The sequence below is a fragment of the Mycobacterium sp. NPDC050441 genome, from assembly GCF_040655355.1.
GTDB lineage: Bacteria > Actinomycetota > Actinomycetes > Mycobacteriales > Mycobacteriaceae > Mycobacterium.
Genome location: NZ_JBFAJS010000008.1, coordinates 123553 through 144174, shown reverse-complemented (window position 1 = coordinate 144174; position 20622 = coordinate 123553). Strand labels below are relative to the sequence as shown.

At 66.3% G+C, this 20622-nt stretch carries 22 protein-coding genes; 14 read left to right on the top strand and 8 right to left on the bottom strand.

The genetic code is table 11. The features are described 5' to 3' along the window. The gene (locus AB0I14_RS23900) at nt 1–369 is read left to right on the top strand and encodes a rhodanese-like domain-containing protein (protein WP_358026806.1); all 369 of its coding nucleotides are present in this window, start codon (nt 1–3) and stop codon (nt 367–369) included. Nucleotides 370–378: 9 nt separating this feature from the next. Here AB0I14_RS23900 and AB0I14_RS23895 read toward each other — a convergent pair whose 3' ends face one another. The 3 genes from AB0I14_RS23895 to AB0I14_RS23885 form a co-directional block, all read right to left on the bottom strand. Further along, nucleotides 379–2013, bottom strand: coding sequence for an alpha/beta-hydrolase family protein (locus tag AB0I14_RS23895; protein ID WP_358027293.1), 1635 nt, complete (start codon nt 2011–2013; stop codon nt 379–381). Nucleotides 2014–2106: 93 nt separating this feature from the next. Further along, complete coding sequence (locus tag AB0I14_RS23890) at nt 2107–2883, bottom strand: enoyl-CoA hydratase (RefSeq protein WP_358026804.1); 777 nt, start codon at nt 2881–2883, stop codon at nt 2107–2109. Continuing rightward, a complete protein-coding gene (locus AB0I14_RS23885; RefSeq protein ID WP_358026802.1) occupies nt 2880–3929 on the bottom strand; it encodes an enoyl-CoA hydratase/isomerase family protein in 1050 nt (349 codons plus the stop codon). The genes AB0I14_RS23890 and AB0I14_RS23885 overlap by 4 nt, the downstream gene beginning before the upstream one ends. Nucleotides 3930–4104: 175 nt before the next feature. Between AB0I14_RS23885 and AB0I14_RS23880 the strand changes: the two genes are divergently transcribed. Together AB0I14_RS23880 and AB0I14_RS23875 are read left to right on the top strand one after the other, a co-directional pair. Continuing rightward, nucleotides 4105–4953, top strand: coding sequence for a Bax inhibitor-1/YccA family protein (locus tag AB0I14_RS23880; protein WP_358026800.1), 849 nt, complete (start codon nt 4105–4107; stop codon nt 4951–4953). A 201-nt stretch (nt 4954–5154) separates the two neighbouring features. Continuing rightward, the gene (locus tag AB0I14_RS23875) at nt 5155–6036 is read left to right on the top strand and encodes a hypothetical protein (protein WP_358026797.1); all 882 of its coding nucleotides are present in this window, start codon (nt 5155–5157) and stop codon (nt 6034–6036) included. A gap of 73 nt (nt 6037–6109) precedes the next feature. Here AB0I14_RS23875 and AB0I14_RS23870 read toward each other — a convergent pair whose 3' ends face one another. Next, on the bottom strand, nt 6110–7327 hold the full coding sequence (locus AB0I14_RS23870; RefSeq protein WP_358026794.1) for an acetyl-CoA C-acetyltransferase: 1218 nt from the start codon (nt 7325–7327) through the stop codon (nt 6110–6112). A gap of 44 nt (nt 7328–7371) precedes the next feature. Beyond that, nucleotides 7372–8322 (bottom strand): SGNH/GDSL hydrolase family protein, encoded by a 951-nt coding sequence (locus AB0I14_RS23865; protein ID WP_358026792.1) that lies wholly within the window; start codon nt 8320–8322, stop codon nt 7372–7374. A 193-nt stretch (nt 8323–8515) separates the two neighbouring features. Here AB0I14_RS23865 and AB0I14_RS23860 point away from each other — a divergent pair, with 193 nt between their 5' ends. The 7 genes from AB0I14_RS23860 to AB0I14_RS23830 all read left to right on the top strand — a co-directional run bounded on the left by AB0I14_RS23860 (nt 8516) and on the right by AB0I14_RS23830 (nt 15002). Then, nucleotides 8516–9553 carry an alpha/beta hydrolase gene (locus AB0I14_RS23860; protein ID WP_358026789.1) on the top strand — a complete coding sequence of 346 codons (1038 nt, stop codon included), beginning with the start codon at nt 8516–8518 and terminating at the stop codon, nt 9551–9553. 29 nt (nt 9554–9582) lie between these two features. Continuing rightward, nucleotides 9583–10977, top strand: a complete 1395-nt coding sequence (locus AB0I14_RS23855; protein ID WP_358026786.1) for a cystathionine beta-synthase — start codon at nt 9583–9585, stop codon at nt 10975–10977. 80 nt (nt 10978–11057) lie between these two features. Then, nucleotides 11058–11426, top strand: a complete 369-nt coding sequence (locus AB0I14_RS23850; protein WP_358026783.1) for a CD225/dispanin family protein — start codon at nt 11058–11060, stop codon at nt 11424–11426. 9 nt (nt 11427–11435) lie between these two features. Continuing rightward, a complete protein-coding gene (locus AB0I14_RS23845; RefSeq protein ID WP_358026780.1) occupies nt 11436–11855 on the top strand; it encodes a DUF2752 domain-containing protein in 420 nt (139 codons plus the stop codon). Nucleotides 11856–12038: 183 nt separating this feature from the next. Next, nucleotides 12039–13187 (top strand): hypothetical protein, encoded by a 1149-nt coding sequence (locus AB0I14_RS23840; protein ID WP_358026778.1) that lies wholly within the window; start codon nt 12039–12041, stop codon nt 13185–13187. A 140-nt stretch (nt 13188–13327) separates the two neighbouring features. Continuing rightward, complete coding sequence (locus AB0I14_RS23835; protein WP_358026775.1) at nt 13328–13819, top strand: NINE protein; 492 nt, start codon at nt 13328–13330, stop codon at nt 13817–13819. Nucleotides 13820–13844: 25 nt separating this feature from the next. Beyond that, nucleotides 13845–15002 carry a cystathionine gamma-synthase gene (locus AB0I14_RS23830; RefSeq protein WP_358026772.1) on the top strand — a complete coding sequence of 386 codons (1158 nt, stop codon included), beginning with the start codon at nt 13845–13847 and terminating at the stop codon, nt 15000–15002. Nucleotides 15003–15011: 9 nt separating this feature from the next. Here the strand turns inward: AB0I14_RS23830 and AB0I14_RS23825 are convergent, their stop codons facing one another. The 3 genes from AB0I14_RS23825 to AB0I14_RS23815 form a co-directional block, all read right to left on the bottom strand. Beyond that, complete coding sequence (locus tag AB0I14_RS23825) at nt 15012–15683, bottom strand: GPP34 family phosphoprotein (protein ID WP_358026770.1); 672 nt, start codon at nt 15681–15683, stop codon at nt 15012–15014. Between the two features lie 35 nt (nt 15684–15718). Continuing rightward, on the bottom strand, nt 15719–16213 hold the full coding sequence (gene greA, locus AB0I14_RS23820) for a transcription elongation factor GreA (protein WP_358026767.1): 495 nt from the start codon (nt 16211–16213) through the stop codon (nt 15719–15721). Nucleotides 16214–16452: 239 nt separating this feature from the next. Further along, nucleotides 16453–16875, bottom strand: coding sequence for a DUF4307 domain-containing protein (locus tag AB0I14_RS23815; protein WP_358026765.1), 423 nt, complete (start codon nt 16873–16875; stop codon nt 16453–16455). Nucleotides 16876–16992: 117 nt separating this feature from the next. On the opposite strand from AB0I14_RS23815, the gene mca reads away from it, so the two are divergent. From mca to AB0I14_RS23795, 4 genes are read left to right on the top strand one after another with little or no spacing between them, the layout of a single operon-like run. Further along, entirely contained in the window at nt 16993–17859 is an 867-nt protein-coding gene (gene mca / locus AB0I14_RS23810; protein ID WP_358026762.1) for a mycothiol conjugate amidase Mca, read from the top strand. Next, nucleotides 17856–18164: a hypothetical protein gene (locus AB0I14_RS23805; RefSeq protein WP_358026759.1), complete on the top strand. Its 309-nt coding sequence runs from the start codon at nt 17856–17858 to the stop codon at nt 18162–18164. Before mca ends, AB0I14_RS23805 begins: the two co-directional genes overlap by 4 nt. Continuing rightward, nucleotides 18145–20154, top strand: a complete 2010-nt coding sequence (locus tag AB0I14_RS23800) for a thioredoxin domain-containing protein (protein WP_358026757.1) — start codon at nt 18145–18147, stop codon at nt 20152–20154. Before AB0I14_RS23805 ends, AB0I14_RS23800 begins: the two co-directional genes overlap by 20 nt. Nucleotides 20155–20164: 10 nt before the next feature. Further along, nucleotides 20165–20539, top strand: coding sequence for a nuclear transport factor 2 family protein (locus AB0I14_RS23795; RefSeq protein ID WP_358026754.1), 375 nt, complete (start codon nt 20165–20167; stop codon nt 20537–20539). The last annotated feature ends 83 nt before the right edge of the window (nt 20540–20622 follow it).

The window sequence follows — 20622 nt, the reverse complement described above, 5'->3', positions numbered from 1 at the left end:
ATGAGCCGCATCGACACCGTGCTGGAGCAGGCCCGTACCCGGCTGCACCGACTGCCCGCCGAAGATCTTCCCGAGGCCCTGGACGCGGGTGCCGTCCTGGTCGACATCCGCCCGGCCGCCCAGCGTGCCGCCGAGGGTTCGGTGCCCGCAGCGCTGGTCATCGAACGCAACGTCCTGGAGTGGCGCTGCGACCCGACCAGTGACGCGCGGATACCCCAGGCGATCGACGATGACGTCTACTGGGTGATCCTGTGCTCGGAGGGTTACACGTCAAGCCTGGCCGCGGCGGCACTGGTCGACCTCGGTCTGCACCGGTCCACCGACGTCGTCGGCGGCTATCACGCACTGGTCGCCGCCGGTCAGGTGTGACGTTTCGCCTCAGGCGTTTTCGTTGTTGCTCAACATGGGGCGGAGCTTCTCGGTCATCTCCGGCGTCCAACCCGGCGGCTGCAGGATCGCCGCCCATGCGTTGGCGACGTTCTTGACGTACACGTGGCCGTGGCCGTCGGGCACGTCGACCGCCACTGCCATGTCCGCGGACACCTGCAGGAACGTCACCACCGGAATCCATTCCATCCGGGGCGATACGTCGTACCCACGTGGCTCACGCAGCCAATCCGGCTTGGCGAACAACAGATCGGGCGTCCACCATGAGATCGGGTCCGATGCGTGCTGCAGATACACCGCGCGGGGGTGGCCCCACGGCGCGTCGGGCCGGTCCAGATTCTCGGCCTTCGCGCTGAACCGCACGTTCTCGCCGTTGTCGTAGATCGGCAACCACTCCGGCGAACCGGCGTCGCGGTCGCGGGTCAGTGTCGTCCAGATCGTGTTCTTGAACGTCGGGCCCGAGAACAGCGCGCCGTCGGTGCGGGCGACGAGATTGTTCAGCGACAGGAACGGTGCCTCACCGCCGAACGATCCCAGGCTCTCCCCGAACACCACCAGTTTGGGGCGCTTGTTCTCCGGCATCGCCCGAACCAGAGTGTCGACGGCCTCGAACAACGCCTGCCCGGCCTGGCGCGCGTTCTCCTGGTCGACCAGGAACGACAACCAACTCGGCAAGAATGAGTACTGCATCGACACGATTGCGCTGTTGCCGTTGTACATGTACTCCAGGGCCGAGGCCTCGGCCTCGTTGATCCAGCCCGTGCCCGTCGTGGTCGCCACCGCGACCACGGCACGATGCAGGCCGCCGGTGCGCTGTAACTCCCTGGCCGCCAAGGCCGCGGTGGCCTTGATGCCGTCAGCGGAATGCAGACCTGCGTAGGCCCGGATCGGTTCGATCGCGGGCTTACCGCTGAACTGCGAAAGCTGTTGCACAGTAGGGCCGGCCGAGACGAACACCCGGCCCTGATGACCGAGCGACTCCCAATCGGCCAATGACTGCGGACCGCCTGAGCGCAGGATCGACTTCGGGGCGGCGAAGTCAGGATCGCTCTCGTCGTTCACGGCCGCGAACGTCCGGTTGATGGTGTCCATCGCCACCCGGACCACCACACCGTTCAGCAGCGCGATCGACAGCGCAAGCAGCAGCGCCACCGTGATGACGGCCGAAACCCGTGGCGGCAGAAAGCGATCCAGCTTGAGATCCAGGAAATGCACCAGCTTGCGGATCAGCTGACCCAGCTCGACGAACGCGAACAGAACCACGAGTGACAGCACCGCGGTCAGCGGGTGATCCCAGAACTTCAGCCGGGGCACACCCATGAAGTCGCGGACCTCGTCTTGCCAGACGTGGAAGTAGACGATCATCAGGATCTGCCCGACGATGCCGACGACGAGCAAGGCCAGCCAGGCCCACTTGGGGGCCTTCGGGCTGGTTTCCTTGGATCGCATGTAGCGGACCAGCCACACCCCGAAAACGCCGAGGCCGTAGCCGGTTGCGCCGGCGCCGCCGCTGACCAGGCCCTGGAACAGCGGCCCGCGGGGCAGCAGGGACGGTGTCAGCGAGAACCAGACGAACACCAGGCCCACCGCGGTGCCGAAGAACGTGTAGTGGCGTGACCACCACACGGGCTCGGCAACCGGTTCGGCCGCAGGCGTGGACTGAGCTTCGGCGGTATCGGTGGCGGGGGTGGGCGAGTCGGTCTCGGTCACCCGTCGACTTTAGCGATGGGTGAAGTTGGCGGCGCGTTTCTCCGAGAACGCCGCCATGCCTTCCTTCTGGTCCGCGGTGGCGAAGGCCGAGTGGAACAGCCTGCGCTCGTAGAGCAGTCCCTCGGCCAGGGTGGACTCGAAGGCACGGTTGACCGCTTCCTTGGCCATCCGCGAAGCCGACAGCGACATCCCGGCGATCGTTGCCGCCACGGCCAGGGACTCGTCGATCAGCGAATCCGCGGGCACCAGGCGCGACACCAGGCCGGCGCGCTCGGCCTCGACGGCGTCGATGGTGCGGCCGGTCAGGATCAGGTCCATCGCCTTGGCCTTGCCGATCGCCCGGGTCAGCCGCTGGCTGCCGCCCATCCCCGGTAGCACGCCCAGCTTGATCTCGGGCTGGCCGAACTTCGCCGTGTCCGCGGCGATCAGGATGTCGCACATCATCGCCAGCTCGCAGCCGCCACCGAGGGCGTATCCGGCAACCGCGGCGATCGTCGGGGTGCGGGTGGCGGCGAACTTCGACCACAGCTCGAAGAAGTCGGTCGAGTACACGTCGGCGAACGACAGTTCGGCCATCTCTTTGATGTCGGCGCCGGCCGCGAACGCCTTCTCATTGCCGGTGACGATGATCGCGCCGACGCTCGGGTCACGGTCGAGTTCGGCTGCGGCCGTGGTCACTTCGGTCATCACCTGCGTGTTGAGCGCGTTGAGCGCCTTGGGCCGGTTCAGTGTGATGGTGGCGACCCGGTCGGTGCGGGTCACCAGGATCGTCTCGAACTCACTCATTGGTTGTCCTCCTGGAAGGTCAGATCGGGGTCGGCCGGAACGAAGTACGCCTCGACGTCGGCGGGGGTGACCGCTGCGATCGAGGCAGGGGACCACTGCGGGTTGCGGTCCTTGTCGACGAGCTGAGCGCGGATGCCCTCGACGAAGTCATGCGATTTCACCGAGGCGCACGAGGTTCGGTACTCCTGGCGCAGCACGTCCTCCAGTGTCGCCAGCTCGGCCGCCCGGCGCACCGCTTCCAGCGTGACGGACAGGGCGACAGGGGAGCGGGTGGCGATCAAATCGGCCGCGTCGCGGGCAGCCTGCTCGTCACGACCGCGCAGCGCGGCGAGGATGTCGGCCACGGTGTCGCCGGCGTAGCACTCGTCGATCCAGCTGCGCTGTTCGAGTAGCGGGCTGGCGGGCGGCTCCACGGCGTAGGCAGCCAGGGCCTTCTCGACGCCGTCGTTGACGACGGCCTCGGTGAACTCGGCCAGTTGGTCGTGTGGCACATAGTGATCGGCGAAGCCCATGGCGATCGCGTCGGCCCCGGAGAACGGTGCGCCGGTGAGCGCGGCGTGCAGGCCGAGCCCGCCGGGGGCCCGCGAGAGCAGATAGGTGCCGCCGACGTCGGGGATGAAGCCGATGCCGACCTCGGGCATCGCCATCTTGGTGGTATCGGTCGCCACCCGGATGTTGCCGTGGGATGCGACGCCCACGCCACCGCCCATCACGATGCCGTCCATCACCGCCACATAGGGCTTCGGATAACGGCCGATATAGGCGTTGAGCAGGTATTCGTCGTACCAGAACCGGCGAGCGTCGGCGCCACCTGCCTTCGCGCTGTGATAGAGCGCCACCACGTCACCGCCCGCGCACAGGCCACGTTCGCCGGCGCCGGTCAGCAGCACGGTGTGGACGGCGCCGTCCTCCGCCCAGGCGTGCAGCGCCTCGGAGATGCCCGCGACCATGGCGTCATTGAGCGAGTTGATCGCCTTCGGCCGGTTCAGCGTGAGGATGCCGACGCCGTTCCGGACACTTACTAGGACGTCCTCGTTTTCTGTCACGAGTTGCAATCTAGTTCGGCCCCCCAGTTGTGGTGCGCTACGGGTAGGGTTTGCTCCAAGATCAAACCTGGACGTTTCCTGAGAGTCTTCTGGAGTCGACGGGAACCCACCCGGAACATTGATCGTTGAGCTACTAGTTCGTTCTCGAACACATCTCATCAGAGAGGACCCGACGGTGCGCGAAACCAGCAACCCGGTATTCCGCAGCCTGCCCAAGTCGCAGGGCGGATACGCACAATTCGGCACCGGAGCCAGCGGCTTCGGTGCACAGCAGGTGCATGCGCAGCCCTACGCGCAGGAGTACCTGGAGCAGCCGCAGACCGGCGTCTCCCGGCCGCTGACCATCGACGACGTCGTCACCAAGACCGGCATCACGCTGGCCGTCGTGTCGGCCGTCGCGGTCGTGTCCTACTTCCTTGTGGCCGGAAACACGGCCCTGATGATGCCGTTCACCCTCATCGGCGGCCTCGGCGGTCTGGTCATGGTGCTGATCGCCACCTTCGGTCGCAAGCAGGACAACCCGGCCATCGTGCTGACCTATGCGGCGCTGGAGGGCCTGTTCCTCGGCGCAGCGTCGTTCCTGTTCGCCAACCTGGTGTCCAACGGTGGGCCCACCATGATCTTCCAGGCCGTGGTGGCCTCGATCGGTGTGTTCATCGGCATGCTCGTGGTCTACAAGACCGGCGCCATCCGCGTGACGCCCAAGTTCACCCGGATGATCGTCGCTGCGATGTTCGGCGTGCTGGCATTGGTTCTGGTGAACTTCGTGCTCGCGATGTTCGGTGTGGGCGGCGGTGAAGGCCTGGGCCTGCGTTCGGGCGGCGGCCTGTCCATCGCGTTCTCGCTGTTCGTGATCGCCCTGGCCGCGTTCAGCTTCCTCATCGACTTCGACGCGGCCGACCAGATGATCCGCGCCGGTGCTCCGGAGAAGGCCGCATGGGGCATCGCCCTGGGCCTGACCGTCACCCTGGTCTGGCTGTACATCGAGATCCTCCGGTTGCTGTCGTACTTCAACAACGACTAGCAACCCTTCCCCGAGAAAGGCGTCCGCGATTGCGGGCGCCTTTTTCCTTTGGGTTTGGGCGCTCAGGGCGTCGAGCCTGCGCTCAGGGCGTGAAATCGCGCAAATCTGCGCTCGGAGCGCAGACTCGAAGCCCTGTACACAGAGTCGATTTCATCCACAGCAGTGGCTCACCGACGCCTTCGTAAAAGGTGGCCGTCGGAGATGCCTCGCAACGTCGACACCGTGACCATCTTCGACAGTCCGTTCATCGGCTCAGAAGCGTTGCGGGCTGGGCTGATCCGCAAGCACCAGCTGCGCGCCAACTTCCGCGCCGTCCTGCCCGATGTCTATGTGGCCCGGGGCTTCAGCCCGGGGCTGGTTGATCGGGCCAGGGCGGCATGGCTGTGGTCGCACCGCGAGGGAGTGTTGGCGGGTATCACTGCGGCGGCGTTGCACGGGGCGAAATGGGTCGATGATTCCGCACCGATCGAATTGATCTGGGCCAATGCCAGGAGCCCGCGCGGCGTACGGACATCCGCGATGTGCTTGCAGCCGACCGAGATCGGCCAGGTGCACGAGCTTCCCGTGACGACACCGGAGCGGACTGCCTTCGACATCGGCCGAACACCGGGCATCGGTCGTGCGGTGGCGCGGCTCGATTCCCTCGCCAGGGCAACGGGATTGAAGGTTCGCGATGTCGAAGAAGTGGCCGCACGGCATCGCGGAGCCCGCGGACTGCGCCAACTCGAGAGGGCGCTTCCGATGGTCGATGCAGGATCGCAATCTCCGAAGGAAACCTGGCTGCGCCTGCTCCTCATCGACGACGGTCTTCCGCGTCCGCAGACTCAGATCCCGGTGGTAGGGGCCAATGGCTATCCGCTCGCCTACCTCGATATGGGTTGGAGCGAATGGATGGTCGCGGTGGAGTACGACGGGGACCAGTATCGCAGTGATCGCGCGCAGTACGTCAAGGACATCCGCCGGATAGCCGAGCTGGAACGGATGGGCTGGATCATCGTCAGAGTGGTGGCAGAGGACCGGGCGTCCGAGATTCTGCGAAGAGTTCGCACAGCAATCGTCGGCAGGCAGACGACGCTGCGCTGAGTGCAGCGAGTCTGCGTACAGATCGCGAAATCTCGTGAAATCGCGATCTGTACGCAGACTCGGCGAAACCTGATTAGGAGAGGCGCTCCACGACCATGGCCATACCCTGGCCGCCGCCGACGCACATCGACTCGATGCCGAAGGTCTTGTCGTAGGTGGACAGGTTGTTCAGCAGTGTGGCGGTGATGCGGGCACCGGTCATGCCGAACGGGTGGCCCAGCGCGATCGCGCCGCCGGAGACGTTCAGCTTGTCCTCGTCGATGCCGAGCTCACGAGCCGAACCGATCACCTGGACGGCGAAGGCCTCGTTGATCTCGACCAGGTCGATGTCGGAGATCTTCTTGCCGGCCTTGGCGAGCGCCTTCTTGATGGCCTCGATCGGACCCAGGCCCATGATCTCGGGCGACAGCCCGGACACACCGGTGGAAACGATCCGCGCCAGCGGGGTCAGCCCCAGCTCCTTGGCCTTGGTGTCGCTCATGATGACCACTGCGGCGGCGCCGTCGTTCAGCGGACACGCGTTGCCCGCGGTGATGGTGCCGTTGGGCCGGAACACCGGCTTCAGCTGGCTGATCTTCTCGTACGAGGTGCCGGCACGCGGGCCGTCGTCGGTGGACACGACGGTGCCGTCGGGCAGGGTCACCGGGGTGATCTCGCGCTCGAAGAACCCGCTCTTGATGGCCTCCTCGGCGCGGTTCTGCGACCGCACACCCCAGTGGTCCTGGTCCTCGCGGCTGATGCCGGTGTAGGTGGCGACGTTCTCGGCGGTCTGGCCCATGGCGATGTAGACATCGGGGATGAGGCCGTCTTCGCGCGGGTCATGCCACTTGATGTCGCCCTCGGCCTGCGTGATGGTGCGGGCCTGCGCCTCTTCGAAGAGCGAGTTCTTCGAATTGGGGGCGCCGTCGGCGGCACCGACGCCGAAGCGCGAGACCGTCTCGACACCGGCGGAGATGAACACGTCACCCTCGCCGGCCTTGATCGCGTGGAAGGCCATCCGGGTGGTCTGCAGCGACGACGAGCAGTACCGGTTCACGGTGGTGCCGGGCAGGAAGTCGTAGCCGAGCTCGACGGCCACCGCGCGAGCGATGTTGTAGCCGGCCTCACCGGCGGGCTGGGCGCAGCCCATCATCAGGTCGTCGATGTCCCGGGGATCCAGCGACGGCACTTTGTCCAACACGGCCTTGACCATCTGCGCGGCGAGGTCGTCGGGGCGCATGGTGGCCAGCGACCCCTTCACGGCGCGTCCGATCGGCGAGCGGGCGGTGGCAACGATGACGGCTTCAGGCATGACGGCTCCTGCTAATCGAATGGCTTAGAAAACTCAGATTGAAACTAGCCCGCGGGCACCACGATGGGTGCGGGCACCCCGGTTGAGCGGCGCCACAGCCTGCTGACACCGCCCAGCCGGTTCAACAGGGTTCCGGTGTCTGCGGTCACGGATTCCAGTGCGTCGTCGCCGTCCCATTCGCCGAGGACGCTGCACAGCGCGGGTAACAGCTGCGTGGCCGCGAGCGCATAGCCTGCGGCCGACGGATGGAACATGTCTTCGGAGAACAGCAGGTCAGGGGCTTTGTAGAACTCCGGAGCCAACAGATCCGAGAATGGCACCGGCATGCCTCCCGCGGCGCGGACGGCAGCGGCCTGGGCGCGGGCCAGCCGCAGGCCACGCGCGCGGGTGAAGGCGCGCAACGGCTGCGGGATTGCGGTGACCACCCCGAAATCCGGGCAGGTGCCGACCACGACGACGGCTCCCGCCGCCCGCAGCCGGCGCACCGCGTCGCCGAGCCGGCGGGCCGACGGACCGATGCCGTTGGGTTTGGTGATGTCGTTGGCGCCGATCATGATCACGGCGGCATCCGGTGGCGGACCCGCCACGAACATGGCATCGATCTGGCCGGAGAGCCCCTTCGAGGTGGCGCCGACGATCGCCTTGGTGCTCAAGCGGATTCGTTTGCCGAACTGCTCGGCCACGCCGCGCGCGATCAACACCCCGGGCACCTCGTCGGGCACTCGGCAGCCGTATCCGGTGGCCGTGGAGTCGCCGAAGATCATCAGGTGCGTGTCGAACGGGACTCCGCGCTCCCACTTCTCCACCGGCCCGCCGCCGGGGAGATACACGCCGTCGGCGCGAGGAGGAATGTCCCAGGATTTGGGGATGACCTGACGGGCCTTGTCAGCCTGCCCGCTCAACAGATTGCGCGCCCCGATGTAGGCCGAAGCCGTAGATGCCAACGCCGCAGCGGCGAGGGTAATGGTCGACCGACGCGCTATGCGTGTGCCCACGAGATCAGTCTAAGTGGATGCCGCGGGTTATCCGCGTGGCGCATCGCCCGTGGCGGTCACGGTGCTGTATCAAGTCCGGTATCAAATCAGTTTATTTGACTGTTGAACTGTTTACGGATGTCAAGCTAAGTTACCCGGGTTGTCTGAGTGACGAAGCTCACCTAGCACTACAAAGACGTAGGAAGTGGTGACGATGACTGCACCGAGCAAGGTATCCAGGTCTCATCATGCTGGCATAAGCCCAGCTAGAGCCCACCGCGGGCGTAGGTTTCCGGTCAGTGACGGCGCACCCGTCGAGGTGGTCGAGGACGGCCCGAGCCTGGCAGGCCGATTGGCTTCGCTGGCGGCGATGCTGACAATCAAGCCGACCTTGGCAATTGGTAGCCATGTACCGCATCTGCCGTGGCCGTTCGGGCTGGTCAATTTCGCTGCCCGGCTGATCCGCCCGGCGCCCGGAACCATCAAGGCCACCATCGCGCTGCCCAACTGCAACGCGCAGCTGGTGCGCGCCGACGGTGTACTGCCCGCCGACGGGAAGCGCAGCGTGATCCTCTACCTGCACGGCGGCGCTTTCCTGGCCTGCGGGGCCAACACGCACTCGGGGATCGTCACGGCGCTGTCGGAGTATGCCGACAGCCCGGTGCTCGTCGTCGACTACCGGATGGTCCCCAAGCACTCGGTGGGCACCGCGATCGAGGACTGTTACGACGCCTATGAGTGGCTGCGGCTGCTTGGCTACGAGCCGGATCAGATCGTCCTGGCCGGCGACTCGGCGGGCGGCTACCTGTCGCTCGCGCTGGCCGAGCGCCTGGTCGATGAGGGCGAGATGCCTGCCGCGCTCGTGACGATGTCGCCGCTGTTCGAGATCGACAACGAGTCACGGGCCAACCACCCCAACATGCACACCGACGCGATGTTTCCGCCCAGGGCCTTCGACGCCCTCGTCGAGCTCATCGAGCGCGCCGCGGAGCGCAAGGGCGAGGACGTCTACGAGCCCCTCGACCACATCGAGTCCGGTCTGCCCCGCACGCTGATCCACGCGTCGGGCTCGGAGGTTCTGCTCAGCGATGCGCGAAAAGCCGCGCACATGCTGGCCGCTGCCGGGGTTCCCGTCGAGCTCCGGATCTGGCCCGGTCAGATGCATGTCTTCCAGCTCGCGTCGCCGCTGGTGTCCGAAGCGAAGCGCTCATTGCGCCAGATCGGCGAATACATTCGAGAGGCCACCTGGTAAGCGATTCTCGGGCCTGAGACCATTGACGTATGCGCATCGCCAGGCACATCAGTGAGCTCATCGGCAATACCCCGCTGGTACAGCTGAACTCGGTTGTACCCGAAGGCTCAGGAATGGTCTTGGCCAAGATCGAGTACCTGAACCCCGGTGGCAGCTCCAAGGACCGCATCGCCGCCAAGATGATCGACGCCGCCGAGGCCAGCGGCGAGCTCAAGCCCGGTGGCACCATCGTCGAGCCGACGTCCGGCAATACCGGCGTCGGGCTGGCGCTGGTGGCCCAGACGCGCGGCTACAAGTGCATCTTCGTCTGCCCGGACAAGGTCAGCGAGGACAAGCAGAATGTGTTGCGCGCCTATGGCGCCGAGGTCGTGGTGTGCCCGACGGCGGTGCCGCCGGATCACCCGGACAGCTACTACAGCGTCTCCAACCGCCTCGTCGAGGAGATCGACGGCGCCTGGAAGCCCGACCAGTACTCCAACCCGATGGGGCCGGAGAGTCACTACGAGACGACGGGTCCGGAGATCTGGGCCGACACCGACGGCACCGTCACGCACTTCGTGGCGGGCGTCGGCACCGGCGGCACCATCACGGGCACCGGGCGGTACCTGAAAGAGGTGTCCGACGGCAAGGTCCAGGTGATCGGTGCCGATCCGGAGGGCTCGGTGTACTCCGGTGGAACCGGGCGGCCGTACCTGGTGGAAGGCGTCGGCGAGGACTTCTGGCCGTCGGCGTACGACCCCTCGGTTCCCGACGGGATCATCGCCGTCTCCGACGCCGATTCGTTCGACATGACCCGGCGGCTGGCACGCGAAGAGGCGCTGCTGGTCGGTGGATCCTGCGGCATGGCGGTGGTGGCCGCACTCGAGGTGGCCCGCACGGCCGGCCCCGATTCGGTCGTCGTGGTGTTGCTGCCCGACGGCGGACGCGGTTATCTCTCAAAGATTTTCAACGACGCGTGGATGTCGTCGTACGGATTCCTGCGCAACCGGCTCGACGGTTCGATCGAGCAGTCGACTGTCGGCGATGTCCTGCGCGGCAAATCCGGGGCGCTGCCCGACCTGGTGCACACCCACCCGTCGGAGACGGTGCGCGACGCGATCGGCATCCTGCGCGAGTACGGCGTCTCGCAGATGCCGGTGGTCGGCGCCGAACCTCCGGTGATGGCGGGCGAGGTGGCCGGCAGTGTGTCCGAACGGGAACTGCTGTCCGCGGTATTCGAGGGACGGGCGAAGTTGGCCGACGCGGTGGCCGACCACATGAGCCCGCCGTTGCCACTGATCGGTGCGGGGGAGTTGGTCTCCACGGCAGCCAAGACATTGCGTGAGTGCGACGCGGTGATGGTCGTCGAGGAGGGCAAGCCCGTCGGCGTACTCACTCGCCACGATCTGCTCGGGTTCCTGTCCGAGGCCGGTGGGCGACACTAGCGCGCGATCCAGCGTATTCAGCGAATTGCCAGGGTAAGGTTGCCTCGCTTTGTCTAGCAACCTCTTCCAGGAAGGCGTCAATGACTGAATACCCGCCCCCACCTCCCGGTGGCTACCCGCCCCCGCCTCCCGGTGGCTACCCGCCGCCGCCCCAGGGTGGATTTCCCCCACCTGGAGGGCCCCAAGGCGTTCCGCCAGACAACAATCTGGTGTGGGCGATACTTTCGACTGTCTTTTGCTGCCTGCCGCTGGGCATCTACGCCATCGTGAAATCGGTGTCGGTGTCGGGACTCTGGGCGCAGGGCCAGTATCAAGCCGCGCAGCAGGCCGCCGATGACGCCAAGAAGTTCGCCATGTGGGGCGCCATTGCCGGCGTCGTCTTCAGCGTGGTCTGGATCATCTTCCTGGTAGCGACAGGTGCGTTCTCGGCCTCAGTGTCGTCGTACTGATCTCGATCTGTGTCTCAACCCCTCGTTGCACCTCGCCTCGGTGCGCCACTCGCTGTGGCCGCCGTGGCGGGGTGCGCGTGTCTGGCCGTGTGGGTGGGCGATCCAACGACACCCGGTGGATTGCTACCGGCATGTCCCACAAAGCTATTGCTGGGCATCGACTGCCCCGGCTGCGGCAGCCTCAGGATGATCTATTCCGTGCTTCATGGGGATCTTCTTGCAGCGCTGCGGTTTAACGCTGTCGGATTGGTCGCGCTCGGGTTGATGGCGTGGGCCTATCTGGCGTGGACATATGGCCGCATCCGCGGACGGCGGATTACCAGTTGGCAACATCACCGGTGGGCGGCGATGGTGACGCTGGTCGTGACCGTGGTGTGGTTCATCATCCGCAATTTGCCAGTCGAACCGTTCACCGCATTGCGGGTCTGAGTCTTCCGGTTCACCGCCCGCGGTAACGACCTGCCCACTGTGCCCGGCGAATACGCTCGTGTTGCCCTGTCAATGGGGGTTGACGATGCGTAATCTTCCTGTGGAGCAGTCTGTCCATCTAGGTGCTGGCAGAAAGTAGCGTCCGCCTGCGGAGCGCTATCCGAGATGAGGAGAGCTTTCGACGTGACCGATCAACCGCCCCCGCCCGGGAACTACCCGCCGCCGCCGGAGGGTGGCTACCCGCCTCCGCCTCCGCCCCAGCACGGCGGCTTCACACCGCCGCCCCCGCCGCCCGGTGGCAGCTACCCGCCGCCTCCCCCCGGCGGCTATCCACCCCCGCCCCAGCAGGGTGGCTTTCCTCCGCCGCAGCCGCCGCAGGGTGGCGGCTACCCGCCACCTCCCGGTGGCGCCGGTGGCTACCCACCCCCGGGTGGGTATCCGCCTCCCGGTGGCTACCCGGCTCCCGGCGGTTACCCGGCTCCCGGCGGTTACCCGCCGCCCGGTGGCTATCCGCCGCCCGGCTACGGTGCCCCCGGCTACCCGCCTGCGGGCGGAGCCGGATACGGCGACGCACCGTACAGCGTCGGCGACGCCTTCTCGTGGGCCTGGAACAAGTTCCTCAAGCATCCGGCTGAACTGATCGTGCCGGGACTCGTTTTCGGAGCCGCGACCGCTGCCGTCTACGTGATCTTCACGCTGATTGCGTCCGCGGTGGCGCCCGAAACCACCAGCAGCTACCAGTCCTATGACGAGGACTTCAGCTTCACGGCGTCGAGCAACCTCGGGTTTGCCGGCAGCGCAGTGATGCTCGTCGGGGCAATAGTGCTGTTGATCATGGGCGGTTGGATCGCGGCGGCTTACACCGCGGGCCTGCTCGACATCGCCAACGGACAGCCGGTGACGATCGGATCGTTCTTCAAGCCGCGCAACGTCGGCAACGTGATCCTTGCGACCGTGCTCGTCGCCCTGATCGTCTTTGCGGTCGTCCTGGTGCTGTCCCTGCCCATGATGCTGATGCCGGGGCTCGTGTTCTTGAGCTTGCCGTTGGCGTGGATCGCCGAAGTACTTCTCGGCGTGCTGTTCCTGTTCACGACGGTCGCAGCCGTGGATCGCAATCTCAAGGCTGTCGACGCGGTCAAGACGAGCTTCAATCTGGTCAAGCCCAAGTTCGGCACGGTGCTGCTCACGGTGCTCGTGATGCTCGCCATCGGAATCGTCGGGTCGATCCCGTGCGGGCTCGGCCTGATCGTGGCATTCCCGTTGATCCTGCTCATCCAGGTGTACGCCTGGCGGCGGCTCAGCGGTGGTCCGGTTGCACCGCTGACCCCTTAGTAGAACCGACCTCAGCGCCCACGGCGCGTACGGCAGAAATGCCTGCGCCGTGGGCGCTGTGTTCCGTGACATCATTTCAGCTAGCCTGCCGATGCCGAATCCATATCGGAGTCGGTGCATTCGAGAAAGTCGGGGCCGCAATGTCGACACCAAATCAGCCCGGAGACATGTACGGAGTGCCGCCGCAGGCCGTGCCTCCGCAATTCCCGCCTCCGCCGGGAGCCCCGCAGTTCGGCGGTTATCCGCCTCAGGGTCCGCCCGCAGGCTATGCGCCGCAGGGCTTCCCGGCCGGGTACCCGGGGCAGCCGCAGCCTTACGGCGCATATCCTGCCGACCCGTCGGCGCCGTTCGGTCGCGACCCGCAGACCGGGGAGCCGCTGTCTGACAAATCGGCTGTCACCGCCGGTCTGTTGCAGCTGTTTTTCGGCGGCTTCGGTGTCGGACGTTTCTACATCGGCTCCACCAATATCGGCGCGATCCAGCTGGGGCTGACGATCCTCGGCATCCTCACGTCGATTCTGATCGTCGGGATCTTCATCATCATCGGCGTCGGGATCTGGGCGCTGGTGGATGCGGTCATGATGTTCAACCGGTCGGTTCCCGATCAGTACGGACGAAAGCTGCGAAACTGAACGGCCGCGATAGGCTCGTCACGTTATGAGTGAACAGCGCAGGTGGCACGGTCTGGCCACAAAAGCCATCCACGCCGGTTACCGACCCGATCAGGGCACCGGAGCCGTCAACACCCCGATCTACGCAAGTTCGACCTTCGCCCAGGACGGCGTCGGCGGATTACGCGGCGGATTCGAGTACGCCCGTACCGGAAATCCCACTCGGCAGGCTCTGGAATCGGCGCTTGCCGCGGTCGAGGAAGCCGCCTATGGGCGTGCCTTCAGCTCGGGCATGGCCGCCACCGACTGCGCGCTGCGCGCGGTGTTGCGACCCGGCGACCACGTGGTGATTCCCGATGACGCCTACGGCGGTACGTTCCGGCTCATCGACAAGGTGTTCTCGCAGTGGGGGGTCACCCACACCCCGGTCCCGTTGAGTGACCTGGATGCGGTGCGCTCGGCGCTCACCCCGCGGACCCGGCTGATCTGGGTGGAAACGCCCACCAACCCGCTGCTGAGCGTGGCCGACATCCCCGGGATCGTCCAGATCGCGTCGTCCTCGGGCGTCAAGGTGTTGGTGGACAACACGTTTGCCTCGCCGGCGCTGCAGCAGCCGCTGTTGCTGGGTGCCGACATCGTGCTGCACTCGACCACCAAGTACATCGGTGGGCACTCGGATGTGGTGGGCGGCGCGCTGCTGACCAACGACGAGGAACTCGACGCGGCATTCGCATTCCTGCAGAACGGCGCCGGAGCGGTGCCGGGACCCTTCGACGCGTACCTGACCATGCGTGGGCTCAAGACGCTGGTGCTGCGGATGCGTCAGCACAGCGAAAACGCCGCGCTGATAGCCGAATTCCTCGACGGGCACCCCGCTGTCGAGACCGTGCTCTATCCCGGTCTGGTCAGTCATCCCAACCACGATGTGGCGGCGCGGCAGATGTCGGGCTTCGGTGGCATGGTAAGCCTGCAACTACGTGGTGGGCCCCGGGCGGCACGTGAGTTGTGCTCGCGCACTGAGCTTTTCATTCTCGCCGAGTCGCTCGGTGGGGTGGAGTCGTTGATCGAGTACCCAGGGGCCATGACACATGCGTCGACCGCGGGCTCGCAGCTGGAGGTGCCCGACAACCTGGTGCGGCTGTCGGTAGGTATCGAACATGCTGCCGACCTGCTGGCCGACCTGGAGCAGGCGCTCGGGAAGTAGCGCCGGGCGCTAGGCCATCAGGGCCGGACGTAACGCCGACGTCGTCACTGCCAGATTCATCTCGGGCATGGCCGACGCGGCCTCGTCCACCCAGATGCCCGTGGCGATTTCGGTGGACCGCGCATGCACCCAGCGCCAGCCGCGGTTATTGAGGCTCAGTATCGCGCCGAAGCCGTCGACCGCATGCAGTAGGCAGATGATCGCGGCGATCGCGGGCACCGGGTTGTGGCCGTCGAACAGTGCGGCCAACAGCGCCGCTCGCGCCTGGCTGACCCGTTCCCGGTTGGCCAGCGGCCAGCAGTAGACCGTCTTGCCCGGAAAACCCTTGCCGGGCATGCGGACCCGGCGGATCTGCCCGATGCGTTCGAGATGCTGTTCCAGGATGGGCTGGGTGTGCCTGCTCAGCTTGGCCAGCGCGGACTCCGCCGAAAGCGGCCGGCGTTGCAGTAGTTCGAACGCCGGGTCACCGACCGGATCGGCGGGCCACTCGCCGGCCAGCGCGACCAACCGGCCGGCCTCGATGGGTTCGTCCGCCATGGCAGGACGGATCCGGCAGGCGTAGGCCAGGTCCAGTAGTACTGCGGCGCTGAGTACTTTCTCCCTGCGATGGCGGTCAAGCGCGGGCTGCGCGGCTGCGTTGTCCAGCAACAGCAAAAACAGGTCTTCGGCGATTTGCGCCATTTCCCCGACTGTAGTGCTTCCCCCGCGTCGACCCGTCAGGCGTGATAGGGCTCGGCGCTGACCAGGGTGACCTTGACGGTGTTGCCGTTCGGCACGGTATAGGTGCGTGTCTCGCCGACCTTGGCGTCGATCAGTGCACTGCCCAGCGGTGAGTTGGGGGAGTACACCTCGAGCTTGCCGACGCTGATGCCCTCCTGGCGGGTGGCGATCAGGAACGTCTCGGTGTCCTTCTTGTCGTCGTCGTAGTACACCTTGACGACCGAACCGGGCAGCGCGACACCGGACTGCTTGGGTGCCTCACCGACCTTGGCGTTGTTGAGCAGCTCCTGCAGCTGGCGGATGCGGGCCTCCTGCTGGCCCTGCTCCTCGCGGGCGGCATGGTAGCCACCGTTCTCGCGCAGATCGCCCTCTTCGCGGCGGTCGTTGATCTCGGCGGCGATCACCGGCCGGTTGGCGATCAGCTGATCCAGCTCCGCCTTCAACCGGTCGAATGCATCCTGAGTGAGCCAGGTGACCTGTGTGTCGGTCATGTTCTCGTGCTCCTGTCTATCTTGCTCTTGTGGCGCTCGTGCGCCTTCCTCGCGTACGAAGTCCGTCGTTTCCGGGCCGGGGGCATGCGCGTGTATTGCCGCGGGCGTCAGCACCCAACTGAGTGCTAATGCAGCAATACACGGCCCCAGCGAGGAACCGTGTATCGCACAATCGTACCACCGAGCGGCCAACGAATCTTCATGTAATGGCTGTTCGACGTTTGTTGCCAGCCTGAAAATCAGGGCGCTACCAGGTAGGACGGTACGTCCGTCCCGCAACCGTAGACATCGCCCATCACGGGGGGTCGGCTGGATTTCACTTCGCCCGTCACCTGCACCACCCGCTGATCCGAGGGGCCGACCAGGATTTCGCGTCGCCCGGTTTCGCTCCCGTCCATCGAGCGGGCCCGAACGATGCACACCACCGGCTTGGAAGGGTCGGGCCGGGTCACCCCGATCGTCACCGACACGGTCTGGTTGTCGACCAGTTCGTAGGCCGAGAGCTCGCCTTTCACCTCGCCGGTGCCCAACCGCTGGAAGGCCACGATCGCCAGGATCACACCCGCCGCCACGACCAGGCCGACCAGGGCAAACGTGATCCTTCGCCGGGTCCGTCGGGACATTTGGCGGGATCCATATCGGGCGACAGGGCGTTCGATCATCAGAACTGGAACTATAGGGCGAGACAGGTTGGCCACCGACGCCCAGGGAGCGGGTCGGGTGGTTGAGGCTAGGTATCGGGCATAGGTAAGAGGGCGCCGTAGTTAGATGAAAGCGAAATGAGTGAACTGCGGTTGATGGCGGTGCATGCCCACCCGGACGACGAGTCCAGCAAGGGTGCGGCAACCACCGCGCGCTACGCGGCCGAAGGTGTGCGTGTCATGGTCGTGACGCTCACCGGCGGCGAGCGCGGAGACATACTTAATCCGGCGATGGACCTCCCCGAGGTGCACGGCCGGATCACTGAGGTGCGCCGTGACGAGATGGCCAAGGCTGCCGAGATCCTCGGCGTCGAGCATCACTGGCTCGGATTCGTCGACTCGGGCCTACCCGAAGGCGATCCGGTGCCCCCGCTCCCGGACGGCTGTTTCGCGTGTGTGCCGCTCGCCGAGCCGGTCAGCCGCCTGGTCCGGGTGATCCGGGAGTTCCAGCCGCACGTGCTGACCACCTACGACGAGAACGGTGGCTACCCCCACCCCGACCACATCCGCTGCCACGAGGTCTCGGTGGCGGCCTACGAGGCGGCCGCTGACCACCGGCTGTACCCCGAGGCCGGGGCCCCGTGGAACGTCTCGAAGCTGTACTACAACCACGGCTTCGTGCGTCAGCGCATGCAACTGCTGCAGGACGAGTTCGCCAAGAACGGTCGGCAGGGACCCTTCGCCAAATGGCTCGAGCACTGGGACCCGGACCACGACCCGTTCGCCAACCGGGTCACCACCCGTGTTGAATGCTCGGAGTACTTCAGTCAGCGCGACGATGCGCTGCGCGCGCACGCGACCCAGATCGACCCGAAAGGCGATTTCTTCCATGCGCCGATCGAGTGGCAGCAGCGGCTCTGGCCGACTGAGGAGTTCGAGTTGGCGCGGTCGCGTGTCCCGGTGAATCTGCCGGAAGACGACCTCTTCACCGGGATTGAGAAATGATCGACACTTTGACCGCAGTGATCACACTGCTCGCCGACGAGCCGCGAAATACCGGGCCGGAGTTCGGTAAGGCGACCCCGCTCGGCCTGCTGGTCACGGTAGCGCTGCTGATCGGCACCTTCGCGCTGGTGTGGTCGATGAACCGTCACCTGCGCAAGCTGCCCGAATCCTTCGACCGGGAACACCCCGAGCCCGACCAGGCTGCCGACGAGGGCACGGTGGAGAACACCGACACCGAGGACGGCGCGGTGAACAGCGCACCCGATGACCATCAAGGTCCGTCCCGTGAGCCCGGTAGCGGGTAACGCGCTCGGCGGGTCCACCAGCCCGTACCTGCGCCAGCACGCCGACAACCCGGTGCACTGGCGTGAATGGACGCCCGAGGCGCTCGCTGAAGCCGCCTCCCGGGACGTCCCCATCCTGCTGTCCATCGGATATGCGGCCTGCCACTGGTGCCACGTGATGGCGCACGAATCGTTCGAAGATGCCGACGTGGCCGCGGTGCTCAACGACGGATTCGTCTGCATCAAGGTCGACCGCGAGGAGCGTCCGGATCTGGACGCGGTCTACATGAACGCCACCGTCGCGCTCACCGGGCAGGGCGGCTGGCCCATGACCTGCTTCCTGACCCCGGCTGGCCGGCCGTTCTTCTGCGGGACCTACTACCCGAAGCTCGGGTTCCTGCAACTGTTGGATGCCGTCGCCGAAACCTGGCGGGACCGGCGCGACGAGGTCGAGCGCGCCTCCGATCAGATCGCCGACGAACTGCGCTCGATGTCGGCCGGGCTGCCCGGCGGCGGGGCGCCGGTGGGGCCCGAGTTGTGCAATCACGCAGTGGCCGCCGTGCTCAACGACGAAGACGTGTCGCACGGTGGCTTTGGCGGTGCGCCCAAGTTCCCGCCTTCGGCGTTGTTGGAGGGGCTGCTGCGCCACCACGAACGCACGGGTTCGATTGCGGCGTTGGGGGCCGTCGAGCGTACGTGTGCCGCGATGGCCCTTGGCGGCATCTACGACCAGTTGGCCGGGGGATTCGCCCGGTACAGCGTCGACCCGCACTGGGTGGTGCCGCACTTCGAGAAGATGCTCTACGACAACGCGCAACTGTTGCGGGCCTATGCCCACCTGGCGCGGCGTACCGGGGATCCGTTGGCGCGCAGGGTGACTGCGGAGACAGCCGCGTTCATCATGTCGGATCTGGGTACGGGCGCCATGTTCACCTCCTCGTTGGACGCCGATGCCGGTGGGCATGAAGGGCTGACCTACGTGTGGACGCCGGCTGAGCTGCGTTCGGTTCTGGGTGCGGACGACGGGGCTTGGGCGGCTTCACTTTTCGGGGTGACCGAGCGCGGCACGTTCGAGCACGGCGCCTCGGTGCTGCAACTGCACCGTGACCCCGACGACGATGCGCGCTTCGAGTCGGTGCGCTCGGGACTTTTGGCGGCACGCGCCCTGCGGCCCCAGCCGGCCCGCGACGACAAGGTGGTGACCGCCTGGAACGGCCTGGCCATCACCGCGCTGGCCGATGCCTCCGTGGCACTCGATCGACCCGAATTACTTTCTGCGGCAGTCGAATGCGCGCGCCATCTGTTGGACCTGCACATGGTGGACGGCCGGCTGCGCCGGGCCAGCCTGGGTGGCAGGGTCGGGGACAGCGCGGCGATTCTGGAGGATCACGCGGCGTTGGCCACCGCATTGCTGACGCTGTATCAGCTCACCGGGTTCGGGCTGGACGAGGCGGTTGGCCTGTTGGATATCGCGCTCGAACATTTTGCCGATCCCGATCAGCCGGGCCGTTGGTTCGACACCGCCGACGATGCCGAGCAGCTGATGGTGCGTCCCTCCGACGCGATCGACGGTGCGACGCCGGCGGGCGCCTCGCTGATCGCCGAGGCCCTGCAGGCGGCGGGTTACCTGACCGGCTCGCAGCGCTATGTGGATGCGGCACAGGCGACTTTGTCTTCTGCCACACCGATCCTGGCCCGGGCGGCCCGCTCCGGCGGGCACTGGCTGGCCGTGGCCGAGGCGCAGGTGCGGGGGCCGATCCAGATCGCGGTGGCCGGCGACCCGTCGTCGCCGTTGTTGGGCGCCGCGCGCCGGTTGGCACCCGGTGGGGCGCTGGTGGTCGGCGGCGCTGTCGACTCCTCGGAACTACTCAAGGGACGCGACCGGGTGGATGGCGCCGACGCCGCCTACGTGTGCCGCGGGACGGTGTGTGATCTGCCGGTCACGACGGTCGGGGATCTCGCAGTCTCGCTGGGTGGCCAACCGCCAGACGGCGGTACTGGCGCCGTGTAGCCTCGCGGCCATGCCCAACGCCGAGCACATCACCCAGACCGTCAATCGCTACCTCGAGCTGGTCGCCAACGGAAGCGCTGATGAGATCGCCGAGTTGTACGCCGACGACGCGACCGTCGAGGATCCGGTGGGCGGTGGCGAGGTTCACATCGGACGGGCCGCCATCCGCGGCTTCTACGCCAACGTCGAGAACATCAAGGGCAAGGCCGAGTTGGTGACGCTCCGGGTGGCGGGCCACGAGGCCGCATTCCACTTCCGGCTCACGATGGACTTCGGCAACAGCAGCATGCAGATCGAGCCCATCGACGTGATGGTGTTCGACGGCGACGGCAAGATCAGCGCGATGAAGGCCTACTGGTCGCAGGCCGACGCCGTCACGCGCTAGTCGTTGTCTTCGGCCCCGCATCGCTTCGGTGGTGCGGGGCTTTTTTGTGTCTTCGGACACGTGTGTGTCACTGGCGCGCACGC